This window comes from Vibrio sinensis, from assembly GCF_003605645.1.
Taxonomy (GTDB): Bacteria; Pseudomonadota; Gammaproteobacteria; order Enterobacterales; family Vibrionaceae; genus Vibrio; species Vibrio sinensis.
In genome coordinates this window covers 184,294-200,401 of record NZ_QVMU01000002.1, presented here as the reverse complement: position 1 = coordinate 200,401, position 16,108 = coordinate 184,294, and the positions used below count along the sequence as shown (strand labels likewise).

Annotated in this window: 12 protein-coding genes; 4 read left to right on the top strand and 8 right to left on the bottom strand. The window is 42.3% G+C overall.

Going from position 1 to position 16,108, the window contains the following annotated elements; translation table 11 throughout:
* The first annotated feature begins 51 nt into the window (after positions 1-51).
* Positions 52-1,431 (top strand): DNA repair protein RadA, encoded by a 1,380-nt coding sequence (gene radA / locus DZ860_RS04395; protein WP_120029707.1) that lies wholly within the window; start codon positions 52-54, stop codon positions 1,429-1,431.
* A 201-nt stretch (positions 1,432-1,632) separates the two neighbouring features.
* Positions 1,633-3,720, top strand: a complete 2,088-nt coding sequence (gene fusA / locus DZ860_RS04390; RefSeq protein WP_120029706.1) for an elongation factor G — start codon at positions 1,633-1,635, stop codon at positions 3,718-3,720.
* A 122-nt stretch (positions 3,721-3,842) separates the two neighbouring features.
* Here fusA and DZ860_RS04385 read toward each other — a convergent pair whose 3' ends face one another.
* From DZ860_RS04385 to chrA, 3 genes are all read right to left on the bottom strand, one after another.
* Positions 3,843-4,766 carry a LysR substrate-binding domain-containing protein gene (locus tag DZ860_RS04385; RefSeq protein WP_120029705.1) on the bottom strand — a complete coding sequence of 308 codons (924 nt, stop codon included), beginning with the start codon at positions 4,764-4,766 and terminating at the stop codon, positions 3,843-3,845.
* A 495-nt stretch (positions 4,767-5,261) separates the two neighbouring features.
* A complete protein-coding gene (locus tag DZ860_RS04380; protein WP_120029704.1) occupies positions 5,262-6,947 on the bottom strand; it encodes an AMP-binding protein in 1,686 nt (561 codons plus the stop codon).
* Between the two features lie 339 nt (positions 6,948-7,286).
* The gene (gene chrA, locus DZ860_RS04375; protein WP_120029703.1) at positions 7,287-8,426 is read right to left on the bottom strand and encodes a chromate efflux transporter; all 1,140 of its coding nucleotides are present in this window, start codon (positions 8,424-8,426) and stop codon (positions 7,287-7,289) included.
* Between the two features lie 122 nt (positions 8,427-8,548).
* Here chrA and DZ860_RS04370 point away from each other — a divergent pair, with 122 nt between their 5' ends.
* Entirely contained in the window at positions 8,549-9,475 is a 927-nt protein-coding gene (locus tag DZ860_RS04370; protein WP_120029836.1) for a LysR family transcriptional regulator, read from the top strand.
* Positions 9,476-9,558: 83 nt separating this feature from the next.
* Here DZ860_RS04370 and DZ860_RS04365 read toward each other — a convergent pair whose 3' ends face one another.
* Complete coding sequence (locus DZ860_RS04365; protein ID WP_120029702.1) at positions 9,559-10,902, bottom strand: MATE family efflux transporter; 1,344 nt, start codon at positions 10,900-10,902, stop codon at positions 9,559-9,561.
* A 216-nt stretch (positions 10,903-11,118) separates the two neighbouring features.
* Entirely contained in the window at positions 11,119-11,679 is a 561-nt protein-coding gene (locus DZ860_RS04360) for a gamma-glutamylcyclotransferase family protein (RefSeq protein ID WP_207890600.1), read from the bottom strand.
* Between the two features lie 293 nt (positions 11,680-11,972).
* Here DZ860_RS04360 and DZ860_RS04355 point away from each other — a divergent pair, with 293 nt between their 5' ends.
* Complete coding sequence (locus DZ860_RS04355) at positions 11,973-13,157, top strand: NnrS family protein (RefSeq protein ID WP_120029700.1); 1,185 nt, start codon at positions 11,973-11,975, stop codon at positions 13,155-13,157.
* Positions 13,158-13,295: 138 nt separating this feature from the next.
* On the opposite strand, the gene mltC is transcribed toward DZ860_RS04355, so the two are convergent.
* From mltC to DZ860_RS04345, 3 genes are all read right to left on the bottom strand, one after another.
* Positions 13,296-14,408: a membrane-bound lytic murein transglycosylase MltC gene (gene mltC, locus DZ860_RS04350; protein ID WP_120029699.1), complete on the bottom strand. Its 1,113-nt coding sequence runs from the start codon at positions 14,406-14,408 to the stop codon at positions 13,296-13,298.
* A gap of 235 nt (positions 14,409-14,643) precedes the next feature.
* Positions 14,644-14,793, bottom strand: a complete 150-nt coding sequence (locus tag DZ860_RS24375; protein ID WP_165862846.1) for a hypothetical protein — start codon at positions 14,791-14,793, stop codon at positions 14,644-14,646.
* Between the two features lie 232 nt (positions 14,794-15,025).
* Positions 15,026-16,108: a glycerol dehydrogenase gene (locus tag DZ860_RS04345; protein ID WP_120029698.1), complete on the bottom strand. Its 1,083-nt coding sequence runs from the start codon at positions 16,106-16,108 to the stop codon at positions 15,026-15,028.

Here is a 16,108-nt window from a genome sequence, read left to right as displayed (position 1 = left end):
AAATAACCCGTAACTAGATAACGATCGTGATTAATAAATAAAAGAGGTGTTATGGCTAAGGTAAAACGAGCATATGTTTGTAACGACTGTGGTGCTGATTTCCCACGTTGGCAAGGTCAATGTAATGCTTGTGGTGCTTGGAACACCATTAGTGAAGTTCGTTTAGCGGCTTCTCCAGCTGCGGCTCGAAATGAACGTTTAGCGGGTTATGCTGGTGGTGTTAGTGAAACGCAAGTACAAACTTTATCAGAGATTAACCTCCAAGAAGTACCGCGTTTTAGTAGTGGTTTTAAGGAATTAGATCGAGTGTTAGGTGGTGGTGTTGTTCCTGGTGCGGCCATTCTTATTGGTGGTAATCCGGGGGCGGGTAAATCGACATTGCTACTGCAAACCATGTGTTATCTCGCATCACAAATGCCAACACTTTACGTCACTGGTGAAGAGTCCCTCCAGCAGGTAGCGATGCGCGCATCACGATTAGGATTACCGAAAGATAATCTTAAGATGTTGTCAGAAACTAATGTCGATCGTATTTGTCAGATTGCGGAAAAAGAACAACCAAAAATCATGGTGATCGATTCTATTCAAGTGATGCATGTGTCGGATGTTCAATCCTCGCCAGGTACAGTCGCTCAGGTTCGTGAATCAGCGACGGCGCTAACGCGCTATGCAAAACAAAATAATGTCGCAGTATTCATGGTTGGCCACGTGACCAAAGATGGCACATTAGCTGGGCCAAAAGTACTTGAGCATATTATTGACTGTTCGGTATTACTAGATGGCAGCACAGATAGTCGCTTTCGTACACTGCGCAGCCATAAAAACCGATTCGGAGCGGTGAACGAACTCGGCGTTTTTGCAATGACAGAACAAGGGCTACGTGAAGTCAGTAATCCATCCGCTATTTTCCTATCTCGAGGTGAAGAAGAAACCGCAGGAAGTTCAGTTATGGTGGTTTGGGAGGGAACTCGACCTCTCTTGGTTGAAATACAGGCTCTTGTTGACTATTCACAATTAGCGAACCCGCGCCGAGTTGCGGTTGGTCTCGAGCAGAACCGACTATCATTACTTTTGGCTGTTTTACATAAGCATGGTGGTTTACAGATGGCAGACCAAGATGTTTTCGTTAACGTAGTTGGCGGTGTTAAAGTCACCGAAACTAGTGTGGATTTAGCATTGGTGATGGCGTTACTTTCTAGTTTTAAAGATCGCCCGCTTCCTAAGGATGTCGTGGTTTTTGGCGAGGTTGGTCTTGCTGGGGAAATACGTCCGGTGCCAAGTGGTCAAGAACGATTAAATGAAGCATTTAAGCATGGTTTTAAACGAGCAATTGTGCCCGCTGCAAACATGCCAAAAGGTGGAATTTCGGGAATGCAAATTCATGGAGTGAAAAAGCTTTCAGAAGCATTGGCAGCTTTTGACGAGATTTAAGTGAATTTAACCTAAATAATTTACTTTAATTAGAAGTTAAATACTGGGATTTTCCATTACTAAATACTACAATTGGCTATTATTTTGGGGTGAATTCACCCATCAAAAATTTTTTTTACATAGCAGCATGCAAGGGTATCAGTCTTGACAGAATGTGATATACTCTGCGCGCATTTTATATCCTATTAACAGAGTAAGACAATGGCAGATTTATCGAAATACAGAAACATTGGTATTTTCGCGCACGTTGATGCGGGTAAGACTACGACCACTGAACGTATCCTTAAGCTAACAGGTCAAATCCACAAAACTGGTGAGGTTCACGATGGTGAATCTACTACTGACTTCATGGAACAGGAAGCTGAGCGCGGTATTACTATCCAGTCTGCAGCTGTAAGCTGTTTCTGGAAAGGCCACCGTTTTAACGTTATCGATACTCCTGGACACGTTGACTTCACAGTTGAAGTTTACCGTTCTCTAAAAGTACTTGATGGCGGTATCGGCGTATTCTGTGGTTCTGGCGGTGTTGAACCTCAGTCAGAAACTAACTGGCGCTATGCGAACGACTCAGAAGTTGCACGTATCATCTTCGTAAACAAACTAGACCGTATGGGTGCAGACTTCCTTAATGTTGTAGAACAAATTAAGAAAGTACTGGGCGCTACGCCTCTAATCATGACTCTACCAATCGGCCGTGAAGATGACTTCGTGGGCGTTGTAGACGTTCTTGAGCGTAAAGCGTACGTTTGGGATGATTCTGGTCTTCCAGAAAACTACACTGTCTCTGAAGTTCCAGCAGACATGGTAGATGACGTTGAAATGTACCGTGAAGAGATGATCGAAACTGCTGTTGAGCAAGACGATGATCTAATGGAAGCGTACATGGATGGTACAGAGCCATCTATCGAAGAAATCAAACGTTGTATCCGTGCTGGTACTCGTACTTGTACTTTCTTCCCAACGTTCTGTGGTTCAGCGTTCAAGAACAAAGGCATGCAGCTAATTCTTGACGCAGTTATCGCTTACCTACCTTCTCCAACAGAAGTAGATCCTCAGCCGCTAACTAACCCAGAAACTGGTGAGCCAACTGGCGAAGTTGCAACTGTTTCTGCTGATGAGCCACTAAAAGCGCTAGCGTTCAAAATCATGGACGACCGTTTCGGTGCTCTAACGTTTATCCGTATCTACTCAGGTGTGATGAACAAAGGCGACACTATTCTTAACTCAGCGACAGGTAAAACTGAGCGTATCGGCCGTATGGTTGAGATGCAAGCTGATGAGCGTACTGAACTAACAACTGCACAAGCTGGTGACATCATCGCTGTAGTTGGTATGAAGAACGTTAAGACTGGTCATACTCTATGTGATCCTAAGCACGAGTGTACTCTTGAGCCAATGATCTTCCCAGAACCAGTAATCTCAATTGCTGTAACGCCAAAAGATAAAGGCGGTTCTGAGAAAATGGGTATCGCGATCGGTAAAATGGTTGCAGAAGATCCAACGTTCCAAGTTGAGACTGACGAAGATTCAGGCGAAACTATCCTTAAAGGTATGGGCGAACTTCACCTAGACATCAAAGTAGACATCCTTAAGCGTACTTACGGTGTTGACTTGGCTGTTGGTAAACCACAGGTTGCTTACCGTGAAACTATCACTAAAGAAGTTGAAGATAGCTACACGCATAAGAAACAGTCTGGTGGTTCTGGTCAGTTCGGTAAGATCGATTACCGTGTTAAACCAGGTGAGCCAAACTCAGGCTTCACGTTTAAGTCTTCAGTTGTTGGCGGTAACGTACCTAAAGAATTCTGGCCTGCAGTAGAAAAAGGCTTCGCTAGCATGATGGAAAACGGCGTACTAGCTGGCTTCCCTACTCTAGACGTTGAAGTAGAACTACTTGACGGTGGCTTCCACGCAGTCGATTCATCTGCAATCGCATTTGAAATCGCAGCGAAAGGCGCATTCCGTCAATCTATGCCTAAAGCTGGTGCACAACTTCTAGAGCCAATCATGGCTGTAGACGTATTCAGCCCAGAAGATCACGTTGGTGATGTAATCGGTGACCTTAACCGTCGTCGTGGCATGATCAAAGACCAAATGGCTGGTCTAACTGGCGTTCGTATCAAAGCTGACGTACCACTTTCAGAAATGTTTGGTTACATCGGTACTCTACGTACAATGACATCTGGTCGTGGCCAATTCTCTATGGAATTCGCACGTTACGCACCATGTCCAAACAACGTAGCTGAGCAAGTAATTGCTGAAGTTAAAGAGCGTAACGAGAAGAAGTAATTCTTTAAGTTAACTCTATAACGAAAAAAGCCCCATGAGCGAAAGCGAGTGGGGCTTTTTGTATTCTAATGATTCCATTAAACGGGTTTATTTCATCAGAATGATTAGATTAACTTTCTGTATTATGAACGTTTTGGTAGCAAAGTCTCCTGGTGACAATCGATCTCTGTCTTTAGCCACTGAGTGAATGCTTTGATTCGGACTTGTCGCGGAGAGCTGGGTTCAGTGAGTAGGTGGAAACTGATTCCTGGCTGCATAGCCAGATCAAACGGTTTTACTAACATGCTTCTTTGGGTAAAGTCATTAGCTAGACTATCTGTTGCTAAGCATGCTCCATGCCCAGCCATTACCGCGCTCATTGCTAAGTCAAAGGTTTCGACTTCCATCCACTTAACGGACTCTTTGTTCATAGATATACCTGATTGAGTAAACCAATCTTGCCAAGAAAAAGATTCACATTTGAAGTGAATAAGCCAACACTCTAATAGCTGTTCTGGCCTAGTAAGCTTTAATGAGTTAGCTAAAAGCGGTGAGCAAAATGGGTAGAGCGGCTCTGAAAATAACAACTCTATATTAAGTCCACCTTTGGTTTCCATGGTGTCACTTTGCCAAATTGCTACGTCCATTTCCCCATTGTTAAGCCTGATCTCCTTACATGTCGTATCGACCTGAATTGGAATATTGGGATATTGCATTGAAAATTTCCATAACCTAGGAAGTAACCACCGAGAAGCGAAAGAAGGGGGAGCACTGACTTTCAGCAGACCATCAATGGGTTCTGATTGAATATGGTTAAGCCCTTTTATTACCTCATTAAAACCGAGAGAAACTTGCTGAAATAGCATTTGACCGCTCGGTGTTAACTGCATATCCCTGCCTTGTCGAACAAAGAGTTTACAATCCAGTTCTTGCTCCAGTTGGCGGATTTTCTGACTAACCGCAGCTTGGCTGACAAATAGCTCTTCAGCCGCTTTACTGTAACTTTTTTTCCTTGCTGCAGCTTCAAAATACCTCAGACCAGCGAGGTGACGTAATCTATTATCCATAATCTCTACTTATACAGCGCCGAATAAATAATGGTTCAATTCTTGTTCATTGACTGAACATAATAAAGACATATAGAAAAAAAGTGCAACTAGGGAGGAGAGCGTAATGAGGGCTCATTTGCGATTTAGTATCGAGATTAGTTTATTCCAACGGGTATTTACATGGAGGTTTTATCAAAATAAATCCGTTAAAACGCCGCAACAGTTACCATATTTAAATCGATATTTACTTCAGGATATTGGGCTAGAGTGTGAAAACTAGTATTGAACGAATTACTAAAAGAATAAGGTTGGCTTATGATGGATAGCTCAATCTGATAGCTTAAGGTTAACTAAGGGTAAAACAACAGTTTCGATGATTATGGCTAGGTTCTCATATTGAAATAGCGATAAGGGATCGAGAAAAATCCCTTATCGCGAAACACCGCCCATTTGAAGTCGTCGATTTATTTGCTTGTCATCAGCCTGTGACTTCAATCGTTTAGTTAGGAGTTATTATTCCTCCCAAACCACTAATTTGTCTTTAGGCCAGTTATGGCCAATATCATGGTATCGTTGTTCTAATACATGACGTTTGATTTTCAGGGTTGGTGTGAGCACGCCATTTTCTATGCTCCAAGGGTCCTTAATCATAAGAACACCTTTAATACGCTCATGTGATGCTAAGTCTTTGTTCATTCGCGCAATGACACGCTCAGTGGTGCGTGTATAACGGTCGTGATCGAAGTCAGGGAAGTCATGAGGGACCACTAAAAGGATAGGTCCCGGTAGCCCCAAGCCAATCAAACACATCATTTCAACACGGCTGTATTCAAATAGTTTTTTCTCAATAGGAACAGGGGCAACAAACTTACCTTTGGCCGTTTTAAATGTATCTTTTTTACGTCCTTGGATGGTTAAGTAGCCATCACTGTCAATTGAGCCGATATCGCCAGTATGCAGCCAGCCATCACTATCGAAAGATTCTTGAGTCGCAATATCATTTTTATAGTACCCAGAGAAAAGGCCTTGCCCTCGAACCATAATCTCTTCATCAGGGGCGATTAGAAGTTCTATTCCCGGACCTGCATTACCAACAGAGCCTATTTTATCGGCACGAAACGGATAGTTAATGGTGCTATAGGCAAATGATTCAGTCATCCCCCAAGCTTCAGTTATATTGAGGCCAACGCTGTGATACCACTTTAATAGTGCAGGAGAGACTGGAGCAGATCCGCAGCCAAGCACTCGAGCTTGATCTAACCCTAGGCCATCTGCTAGTTTCTTCTTAATCAACGAATTAACGAATGGAATCTTGAGTAAAAAGTTGAGTTTTTTCTGTGGCAGTTTGTCTTGAATACGTTGTTGAAATAGTGTCCACAAACGAGGAACTGAAATAAACAACGTTGGGCGCTGCATTTTCACATCTTCGATAAAAGTATCCAAAGATTCTGGGAACGCCGTTTCTACTCCTCCCATCACGGATGTGCCAAAAATATAAACACGCTCAGTGATGTGCGCCAGTGGTAGATAAGAGAAGAGACGGTCTTGCTCTTGAATACCAATATGGTTAATGAGTTGCTGTACCGACCAATTAAATGCGCCAAAAGTTAGCATGGCTCCTTTCGGTAACCCTGATGTCCCTGATGTATACACAATGGACATCAGCTTATCATCGTAATGTTGAGGACGTTCTTGACTCGGTTCAGAATTTTTGACTAGCGAGGTGAACTCGTGCTGACATTTTGGTGCGGTCAAATAAGGTAATGAAATACTCACCAGTTGAGGCTGGTTATCAATGACTTGTTGAGTTGCGATCGGATCATCTAGTTTCCCGGCTATGATAGCTTTACTTTCACTATGGGTAACACAATATTCAATCGTGTCGGCGCCAGCCGTAGGAAAAATAGGCACACTGATAAAGTCACCTAGCATCATAGCCAAGTCACAAATAAACCATTCAGCACAGTTTTTGGATACTAAGGCAACTTTGTCTCTTGGTTGTAGACCAAGCTCTCTTAGTGCCGTGACTAGTGACAGTGCTTGTTCGGCCACTTCAGCGTAAGTGAACTCGACAAATTGTCGATTGATAATCTGCTTTAGATAGATTTCATTGGGGCGTTCCTTAGCCCACTTTAAAATCATTTCATTTGGTGGCGGGAGAGCGCAGGTCGGTTGATTTAACTCGTTAGGTGTAATCATTCTCTAACTCCATGTTATTGACCTAGTAATCAGGATTATTATTGTTGTTTGTTATGTATTTGTTAAATAATAACATGTTTTTCAAACTCGGGAATCTATGTTGTTGTATTTTTATTCATATCAGTGAGCGTGCTAACAGAACTCTATACTTAAGAGGTATGAAAATGATGGATACAAATCCTTGGGGATGCAGGGAGATGGATAATGACCATACCCATATCGGTGGAAAATAGTTGGTCGTGAAACGTGTTCTGTAGGCGTGTGTTCGGGGCTCATTAAACTCAAAAACTGGAACCCTGTGTAAATAAAAAAGAGACGCGATTAGCGTCTCTTTTTTGTTTATAAACCGCTGATAACGCCAGCTGTCATAAAGAAAATAACCATCCAGATGATAGGCAGCTTCAATTGTTTAAGTAGGTAAAAGCCCACTAGAATCAATGCAAAATCCAATGGCTGATATACCGCACTAGTAAAGACAGGTTGGTAAAGCGCTGAAATCAATAATCCGACTACGGCGGCATTTACACCACTAACCGCACCTGAAATCATTGGTTTTTGAGCTAAAGATTGCCAATTCTTTAGCACACCAAGAAGTAACAGGAAGCCGGGTAAAAACACGGCGATGGTCGCAACTAATGCTCCAAGAATCGGCGTTTGCGGCAGCAACTCATAACCAATATAAGTAGCAAAAGTAAACATTGGCCCCGGAACCGCTTGCGCTGCGGCGTACCCAGTTAAGAATGCATCCTGACTAAGTTGGTCGCCCACAATGTTTTGCAATAACGGTAGAACGACATGACCGCCACCAAATACCAAACTACCAGCTTGGAAGAAGTCGTTGAACAAGGCTAACAATGGGAAATGACTAGCAATCAGAGGCATACCAAGTAGTAACACAGCAAATAAAACCAATGGCATGATGCTAGGTTTAAAGGGGGCATTGTCTCTGGCATCTTCTCCTCGTAGCAATCGAGCACCGATACATGCAGCAATGGCAAGCACAACCATTTGTGTCCCGATACTCGGTAATACCAGTAGAGCAACCGCAGTAACCAGGCATAAACTGATAGAGATCTTCTCTTTACAGAAATTTTTATACATTCCTAAAATTGCGTCTGCAACGACAACCACCGCGAGTAGTTTCAAACCATGAACAATATTTTGGAATAATTCAGTTTCAGTGATTTGGCTACTGACGATTGCCAGAGCCAGCATGATTAAGATGGAAGGTAGTGTAAAGCCAAGGAAAGCCGCGCAAGCGCCGAGTAATCCGCCTCGTTTATAACCAACGGCAAATCCGACTTGGCTTGAGCCTGGGCCTGGTAAAAATTGGCTCAGCGCGACAATCTGTGCGTAATCACTATCGTCCAACCATTTTAGTTTTTCGACGAATGTTTGACGGAAATAACCGATATGAGCCGCTGGCCCACCAAAGCTGATCCAGCCTAACCAAAAGAAAGTTTTAAAAATGTTGAACATGTAGAGCCATTACGAATAGTTAAGAACTGCCGTTACTGTATGAAATGCACTAGAATGATTCAAATTGATAATTTTAATCTTATCTATGAATTAAATGGGATGAGTGTGATATGGGTGAAAAAATGGCAGAAGACGTGTCGTGGCGAAATGTAGATTTAAACCTACTTGTCTCTTTTTCCTATTTGTACCGATACCGGAGTGTGAGCATTGCGGCTGATAAAGCGTTTGTGAGTCAATCAGCAATGAGCCACAGCCTAGCGCGTTTACGTCTTTTACTTGATGATGCTCTGTTTGAACGTAAAGGGCATAGGATGGAACCTACTGAGCATGCTCATCATATTGCTCCCACTGTTCATTCTTTATTGGATTCTATCGCGACCAATTTACTGACTAAATCGGTGTTTGAACCAAGTAAATATACAGGGGTATGCCGTATTGGTTTAACTGATTACGCTGAGTTTATTTTTGCGCCGATGCTTTATGATGAGATTAGACAACGTGCGCCGGATGCTCAAATCAGTTTTATCAACGTCAACCGTAGTAACTATATCGCTGTAACCGAGCAAGAAAAGTTGGATGTGTTGATTGGCAGTATGCCAGTGCTGGATGATAACTTTGATAGCCAGTTTCTTTATACCGAAAAGCATGTTTGTTTATGTGACCGCTCGTGGGTAACAGAGGAATACACACCTCTTTCTTTAGCGCAGTTTGCTGATATAGAACAAGCCTTGGTTAGCCCTGATGGGAGCTTAATGACACAAGTAGACAAAAAGCTTGCAGAGCATGGCTTAAAGCGCAAAGTAACCGTGGCATCACGTAATTTTTTGACGGTGCGAAACTTATTAAAAAGCCGCCGTTTGATAGCGATTGTGCCTGAAAAAATGGCATTAGCTGAGGGGTTTGATGATCAGTTAATAGCGATTCAACCACCAGTAATTGTGCCTGATTTTGATATCGCTATGCTCTGGCATACCAGTCGCAGCAATGAAGATAAAAATATCTGGTTACGAGAAGTAGTTGAGCAAGTAATTAATAGTACGCCTGATTAGTCAATTTTCGGAATCAAATGAGAGGTTGATGGGGTTAAATAGGCGATAGCACTTTATAGCTACCGCCCTAAAAAAGGCTTGTTTTAAGTTAGTTGGTAACGAGTCCATTTTTTACTACGCCAGCGATAGGCCATAACGATACCTCGGAACCATTCATCCATAGCAATAGCAAGCCAAGCACCCAAGGCTCCATATCCCCAATGAACACCAAATAGGTAGCTTAAACATACTCCCAGTCCCCACATACTTAAGATTCCCATCTGAACTGGAAATTTAATATCACCAGCGGCCTTGAGCGCGGAGATAAAAATTAAATTAAATACGCGTCCTGATTCAAGCAAAATTGAGCCGGCGATAAGGCTAGCTGTGAGTGCTGCGATTTCCGGTTCTTTCGTGAACAGAGGAATGATGCTGTCTCGAAGTAAGTAAATGAGCACGGTGACTGATGTTGAAACAATAAAACCGACAACGAAATAGCGTTGTACTCGCTTCAAAATTGAGTCTATCCAACCTCTACCAATAAAATAGCCGGTCTGAATTTGGCTGCCTTGACCCACGGCCAATGCAAAAGCAAATGACAAGCGGGCAATATTTTGTGCGTAAGTATAAGCAGCTAAGGAAGCGGTTCCCATTTGCACCACAAAGTAGATGATAACGATCTGCGCAACATTGTAGGAGAGAGCTTCTCCGGCATTCATTACACCGATACGAACAATACGCTTATAAATAGTGCTTGGAATGATTCGCCACTCTCCAAACGGTAATTCAATTGTTGTTTTTCGAATCTTCACCCAAAGTAGTAGCGTACCAATAACTTGGCTGGTGACTGTCGCTACCGCCACGCCTGCAACACCAAAAACTGGAATACCAAATGGTTGGTATAAAGCGATGTAGTTACCGGTGATGTTAATCACCCCTGAAATTAAGTTAATGACCATTGGTGAACGTGAAAAGCCATGGCTGCGCAAAATAGTCGTCAGTACGATACCGATGGTTATGTTAAACGTCATCGCCCCACTGATCACTAGGTACTCCTGAGCATATTGTTCAACCTGAGTTTCGAGCCCATAAAATGGGAGAAACTGATAGGCAGCAACTACTGAGAAAACGCTAAGAAAGGCACCGACCATTACGGACATGATTAGGCTGGCAATCGCAACGTGCGCTGAATCTTGAGCGCGACCTGAACCATTATATTGTGCGATTAAGATACCCGTACCACTGCTGACCATAGTGGAAATAATGATCAGGAAAAAGGAGAGTTGTGAAATGACGCCAACAGCGGATACCGCTTTGTCTGAATAGCCACTGAGCATAAATACGTCACTGGTATTTAGTGCAGTACGAAGCATTATTTCTACAAATAGCGGCCAAGTTAATGCCACTATGCTCATGCGTTTATCTAGATCTGAATTGTGCGATGCCATGGTTTGATGCTCAAAGAAGTTAGTACGGGAACAAACAACCAAGGTGAGTAAAAAAAGGACAAAAGCTGGTGGTTTGTTGGTCGCGTATTATATAGACAATATGTGATCTGTATAACACTTTTTCTTATTGAGTGATAAAAGGGCAGCTGTTTGTTTTCTGCCCATTTATTTGAATTGATAGAGAATATGAAAGTGTAAAATGAGGGGGTATGAGAGCTATAACTTGGTGATGACTGGAGCGACAAGTCGGTCAATGGCAGAATGATGCTCAGTCGTTACACCGGCAAGGTTGCCATACTTTGGTGCATGACGATCATTTTCTAATGGGTGATGCCAGCCGATGGTATGTTCGACGAACTGGAGAGCGAACTGTTCGGAAATTTCTAAACATCCCGCTATGACGGTATCGACATAAGTTTGCATAATTGGACTCAATTCACACGGAGGTACAGCATCATTTTTGATGTATACCCAAACCTCATCTTCATCTTGAATCATGAGCTGTGATTCGATCTGTTTTGTCATGACGGCAACTCTATGATAGCCACGTTCTCTGCGGTCAAACTCGATCAACTCTTTTTGATCAACTTTGAGTAAGACACCATTGACTAGGCCATCACCTCGAGCAACAACAAGAGGAGATAAGCTATAACTATCATCAATCTTCCCCCAAGAGCGACGAAAGCCGTGGATAATACTAGGAACTGCTGCTGATGTTTGACCGGTAAGTTGGCGAGAAGCGGAGTTCATTAAACTGCCATAACCAAAAATATAGATTGCCATTATTTTCCTCTCGCAGTGCTTTGATTGAGTTTAGATTACGATTCACGGCCTCAACTATTTTGGTGAGTATCGTGTTGAATGCCATGATATTTATGACTGTATAACAATAGAACGAATAAATATCTTTAGTTAAAAAGACCTCAAAGAGTCAAAGTGACCTATATGTAATAGGTCTAAATGACTTCTTATCATCCATAACTAAACTTAACATATTGATTTAAATAACTTTAAAAGTTGGAACGAAATATGCTCTACGCTTACATAGAATTCTATGGGAGAGTTACGTTTTGCTCAATATAACAGATAAAAAAGTGGAAGAAGCCATTCCTGCCGTGCTTAGACTCGGATTTCGTCCTTTCTTCTTACTCGGTTCCGTCTACGCAATTTTTGCGATTGCGATGTGGGTATGGATGTTCCAAACAGGACAACCACCGCAATTACATGTTCCAGCATTGTGGTGGCATGTGCACGAAATGTTGTTTGGTTTTGCGATGGCAATTGTAGTGGGTTTTGTTCTTACGGCTGTTCAAAATTGGACGGGAGTGAATGGGACGAAGCAATATCGATTAGCTATGCTCGTGGCCCTATGGATGTTGCCGAGGTTGTTATTTTGGACTGAGACACCGCTTTGGATTATCTCTAGTATTGAAGCGTTATTTCTTGCTTTAACTGCTTATGAGATTGGCTGGCGCGTGATTCGAGCGAAAGGGTGGAGAAATCTCTTTTTTATTCCATTATTTGTATTAGCAATCGTGGCTAACTTTGCCAGTTATGCGACGATAAAAGGTATGCCACCGTTTACGTCATCAGCAGTTTGGCAGGCGATGTTATGGTGGTTTACGTTATTACTCTCAGTCATGGGAGGTCGAGTCATTCCATTTTTTACGGCTCGTCGATTTAACTTTGAAAAAGCGCAGCCTATGGCGTGGTTAGAATGGGCTGCGAATCTTCCTTTAGTCGGCTTATTTTTGCTAAGTTTTTTCCCGATTACGTTTTCTGAAATCGGTCAGCCGTTGATGATCTTCGCCGGGATTGCGCAGCTTGTTCGTTTGTTACGTTGGAAGCCTTGGCGTACTTTGTCAGAGCCGTTGGTGTGGTCTCTTCATCTGAGTTATTTGTGCATCCCAGCTAGTCTGTTGATTCGAGGCTTATGGGATAATCCATTTGCAACACACAATATGTTGCATCTCTTTGCTATTGGCGGACTGGGTGGTTTGGTTTTAGCTATGATCTCTCGTGTCACCATGGGGCATACTGGGCGAAATATCTATCAGGGGCCGACGATGGGAATTGCTTTTGCAGCAATTATTATTTCAGCGGTCGTTCGAGGTATTGGTGTCGCATTATGGCCTGAATATTTACTGATGTTTATTAATATCAGTGGAGCGCTTTGGATTCTTGCATTCGGTTTGTTTGTGATGAAATTTGGTTATATGTTGATGACACCGCGCGCTGATGGACATCCCGGTTGATGGATGAGATGTGATCATTTGATTTAAATTAATACACGTTAGGACGGGAAAAAATTAGATGCAAAAAGGCTTGGGAATCCCAAGCCTTTTTTATGCAAATAAGCCAGTGCTTACGAGAGAATCGTAATAAGCTAACGACTACAGTTTCCCTTCACTAAAATCTTTCTGGAAGTAGAGTACTTTTTGCAAATAGCGACGAGCTTCCCCTTTAGGGTGCTTCGTTGTTAATGCATCGTACACTTGATTTGGCGACAGATTGTTTAGCTTGACCATTGCTCGCTTACGATCGCTATCAAATGTTGATAACACACCACCAGTTCCGCCGTTATATGCTGAAATCATACTAAAGTGCATTGATGTCGGATGCTTAACATCTTTTAGATAGCGATTTTTCAATATATAAAAATAAGCAGCGCCTGTATCAATGTTGCTCGCCGGATCAAATAAGTATTCCTTGGTTGGAATTCCAGGCTTTTTCTTTACTAGGTTAAATACATCTGCACCGGCAGTTTTTGGAATAACCTGCATCAAACCATAAGCTCCAGCATGGCTAACTGCGTAAGGGTTAAAGCTACTTTCTGTTTTGATGATGGAATAGATCAAATCTTCCGATAATCCGTAACGTTGAGCCGCATCACGGATAAGCCCTGCATATTGGTATTCACGTTGCTCTAGGTGATCTTTCACCATGGTGATTTCCACGTAGTAGGCGTTGCCACGTTTGATGCTTTTCGATTGTAACTTATTCGCCATTAGGTAATCAGCGTAGCGATTAGCACGCCATTCCCATTCAATCGGTTTACCCTCGTGATCAACAACTTGACCCAGCAAGAATGGTTTACCTTTTATTATTGCTTCTTTATCACTAAAGAGTTCAGCGTTAGCAGGATCTGCTGGCATTAAAAGCGTCTGAACAATCGCTTTTTGTAGTTTATGTTCAGGTTGATATTGAGAGATTGTCGATACATAAATCTTACCCGCTTCAAAGTCGATATGAGCACGAGTGGTATAACCATCAAGATATTTTACGTATCGGTGTTTACCCGCTTCAACAAAGTCATCTTCTCCCCAGCGGTCTTTTGCCACTTGAGCAATATAAGCCAGCAGTTGATTAACGCTTTCTTTATCGTTGTTTGGATTGACAGGGGCTGTTGTCACAGGAGGTAACGGATTGCTACATATGCAAGGTTGTTGAGGCGCAGTGGAGCAGCCGCCAAGCAACAGAAGAAGTAAAAGGTACTTTGCTTTCATTATTATTTATCGGGAATAGATTAAAGGCGACAAGCGAATTTCGAAAGTCATTGAGGCGAGCATTTTAACTTATTCGTACGGTAAATACGTAGTCTTTATTACTCAGGAATGAGTGGCGATGAGCATTTCTAATAAGTGTAGGTATTTGGTGTAGGCTTCTAATGCAGAAGCCACTTTGTGACAGCTTTATATAGATAGTTTCGTTTTTCGTCAGGGTTTAATTGAGTTGATGAAACTAAACCCACAGCAATGCAAGAACAAGTACAGTCACTGTCATGAATGCGATCATTTTGGCAAAAGAGAGCGCTTCAGAAACCCAAGATGGTTTGGTTATTTTGGTTTCTTGAAATAAAGGTTGTGTAGATGCAGTTGATGAATTGTTCATTAATAACCCCAAAGCTGACTAAAAAGTAATAATTAATAGTGATGTTGGTCTCAATTTTAATCAGCATTGTGAGCTTAATCAATATTTGTTTTGTTGTTTTATTACCGTTATGTTCTTTTCGCTCATTGGGTGAGAAAAAGGCAGTATTAGTCGTTGAGCTTTATTAACGAGCGGGGAATAAGAAACATAAAAAAAGGCAAGCCAATGCTTGCCTTTGATTCAATTTAAGAAATTATTGACCTAATTGGTGTGCAGTTAAAATCGCTGCGTAGACATTGTCTGCTGTTACTGGGAATGGCATGTTATGGATAGTTTCGCCTTCCGCTGTAGCACCAAGAGCAACTTCATAAAGTTTTTCGTGGTTCAGTTCTTTCACGCCCATTGCAAATAGGTTAGTTGGCAGGCCAACTGAGCGGCAGAAACCGAGTACAGTATTGATTTCTTCAAGAGATGCGTTTTCTAGTACCAATTGAACTAATGTACCAAATGCTACTTTCTCACCATGGTAAAGGTGGTGACACTCTTCAAGCTTAGTTAGACCGTTATGGATCGCGTGAGCACCAGCAAGACCACTACTTTCAAAACCGATACCACTTAGATAAGTGTTTGCTTCAATAATATTTTCTACCGCTTTAGAGCTCACACCATTTTCAACTGCAATTTTTGCTTTTAGGCCATCTTCAAGCAGTGTTTCGTAACATAGTTTCGCTAATGCTTGAGCTGAGCGCGTAGGTGCACCGCCAGCCATTGTTGCTTTACCAGAAGTCATGTTTGCACGAGCTTCAAAGTAAGTAGATAGCGCATCACCCATACCCGCAACCAATAGACGAACTGGTGCTTTCGCGATTACAGCGGTATCCATGATGACCATATCTGGGTTTTTAGGGAATAGTAGGTATTCAGCGAACTCACCTTCAGGAGTGTAGATTACAGCTAATGCTGAAGTTGGAGCATCAGTTGAGGCGATAGTTGGTACCACAACAACAGGAATTTTAGTGTAGAAAGCGACAGACTTAGCTGTATCTAATGTTTTACCACCGCCGATACCGATGATGACGTCATTTTTTTGAGTTGCACAAATATCGGTTAGGCGATCAATTTCAACGCGAGAACATTCACCGTTAAAAACATCCATCGCCAAAGGCATTTCTTCTTTTGCAAAACTCTCTTTAACTGTTGTGCCTACTAGGCCAGTTACAAACTCGTCAGCAATCGCTAAAGGGTTTAGACCTAAGGTTTTTACGTAGCTCGCGATTGAGCCTAGAACGTTTTCACCTTGTACATATTTACTTGGGCTAATAATGATTTTATCCAT

Excerpts from the sequence above, each read along its gene's own strand:
- radA (WP_120029707.1), top strand. The coding sequence starts at position 52 with ATGGCTAAGGTAAAACGAGCATATGTTTGTAACGACTGTGGTGCTGAT.
- fusA (WP_120029706.1), top strand. The coding sequence starts at position 1,633 with ATGGCAGATTTATCGAAATACAGAAACATTGGTATTTTCGCGCACGTT.
- DZ860_RS04385 (WP_120029705.1), bottom strand. The coding sequence starts at position 4,766 with ATGGATAATAGATTACGTCACCTCGCTGGTCTGAGGTATTTTGAAGCT.
- DZ860_RS04380 (WP_120029704.1), bottom strand. The coding sequence starts at position 6,947 with ATGATTACACCTAACGAGTTAAATCAACCGACCTGCGCTCTCCCGCCA.
- chrA (WP_120029703.1), bottom strand. The coding sequence starts at position 8,426 with ATGTTCAACATTTTTAAAACTTTCTTTTGGTTAGGCTGGATCAGCTTT.
- DZ860_RS04370 (WP_120029836.1), top strand. The coding sequence starts at position 8,549 with ATGGCAGAAGACGTGTCGTGGCGAAATGTAGATTTAAACCTACTTGTC.
- DZ860_RS04365 (WP_120029702.1), bottom strand. The coding sequence starts at position 10,902 with ATGGCATCGCACAATTCAGATCTAGATAAACGCATGAGCATAGTGGCA.
- mltC (WP_120029699.1), bottom strand. The coding sequence starts at position 14,408 with ATGAAAGCAAAGTACCTTTTACTTCTTCTGTTGCTTGGCGGCTGCTCC.
- DZ860_RS24375 (WP_165862846.1), bottom strand. The coding sequence starts at position 14,793 with ATGAACAATTCATCAACTGCATCTACACAACCTTTATTTCAAGAAACC.
- DZ860_RS04345 (WP_120029698.1), bottom strand. The coding sequence starts at position 16,108 with ATGGATAAAATCATTATTAGCCCAAGTAAATATGTACAAGGTGAAAAC.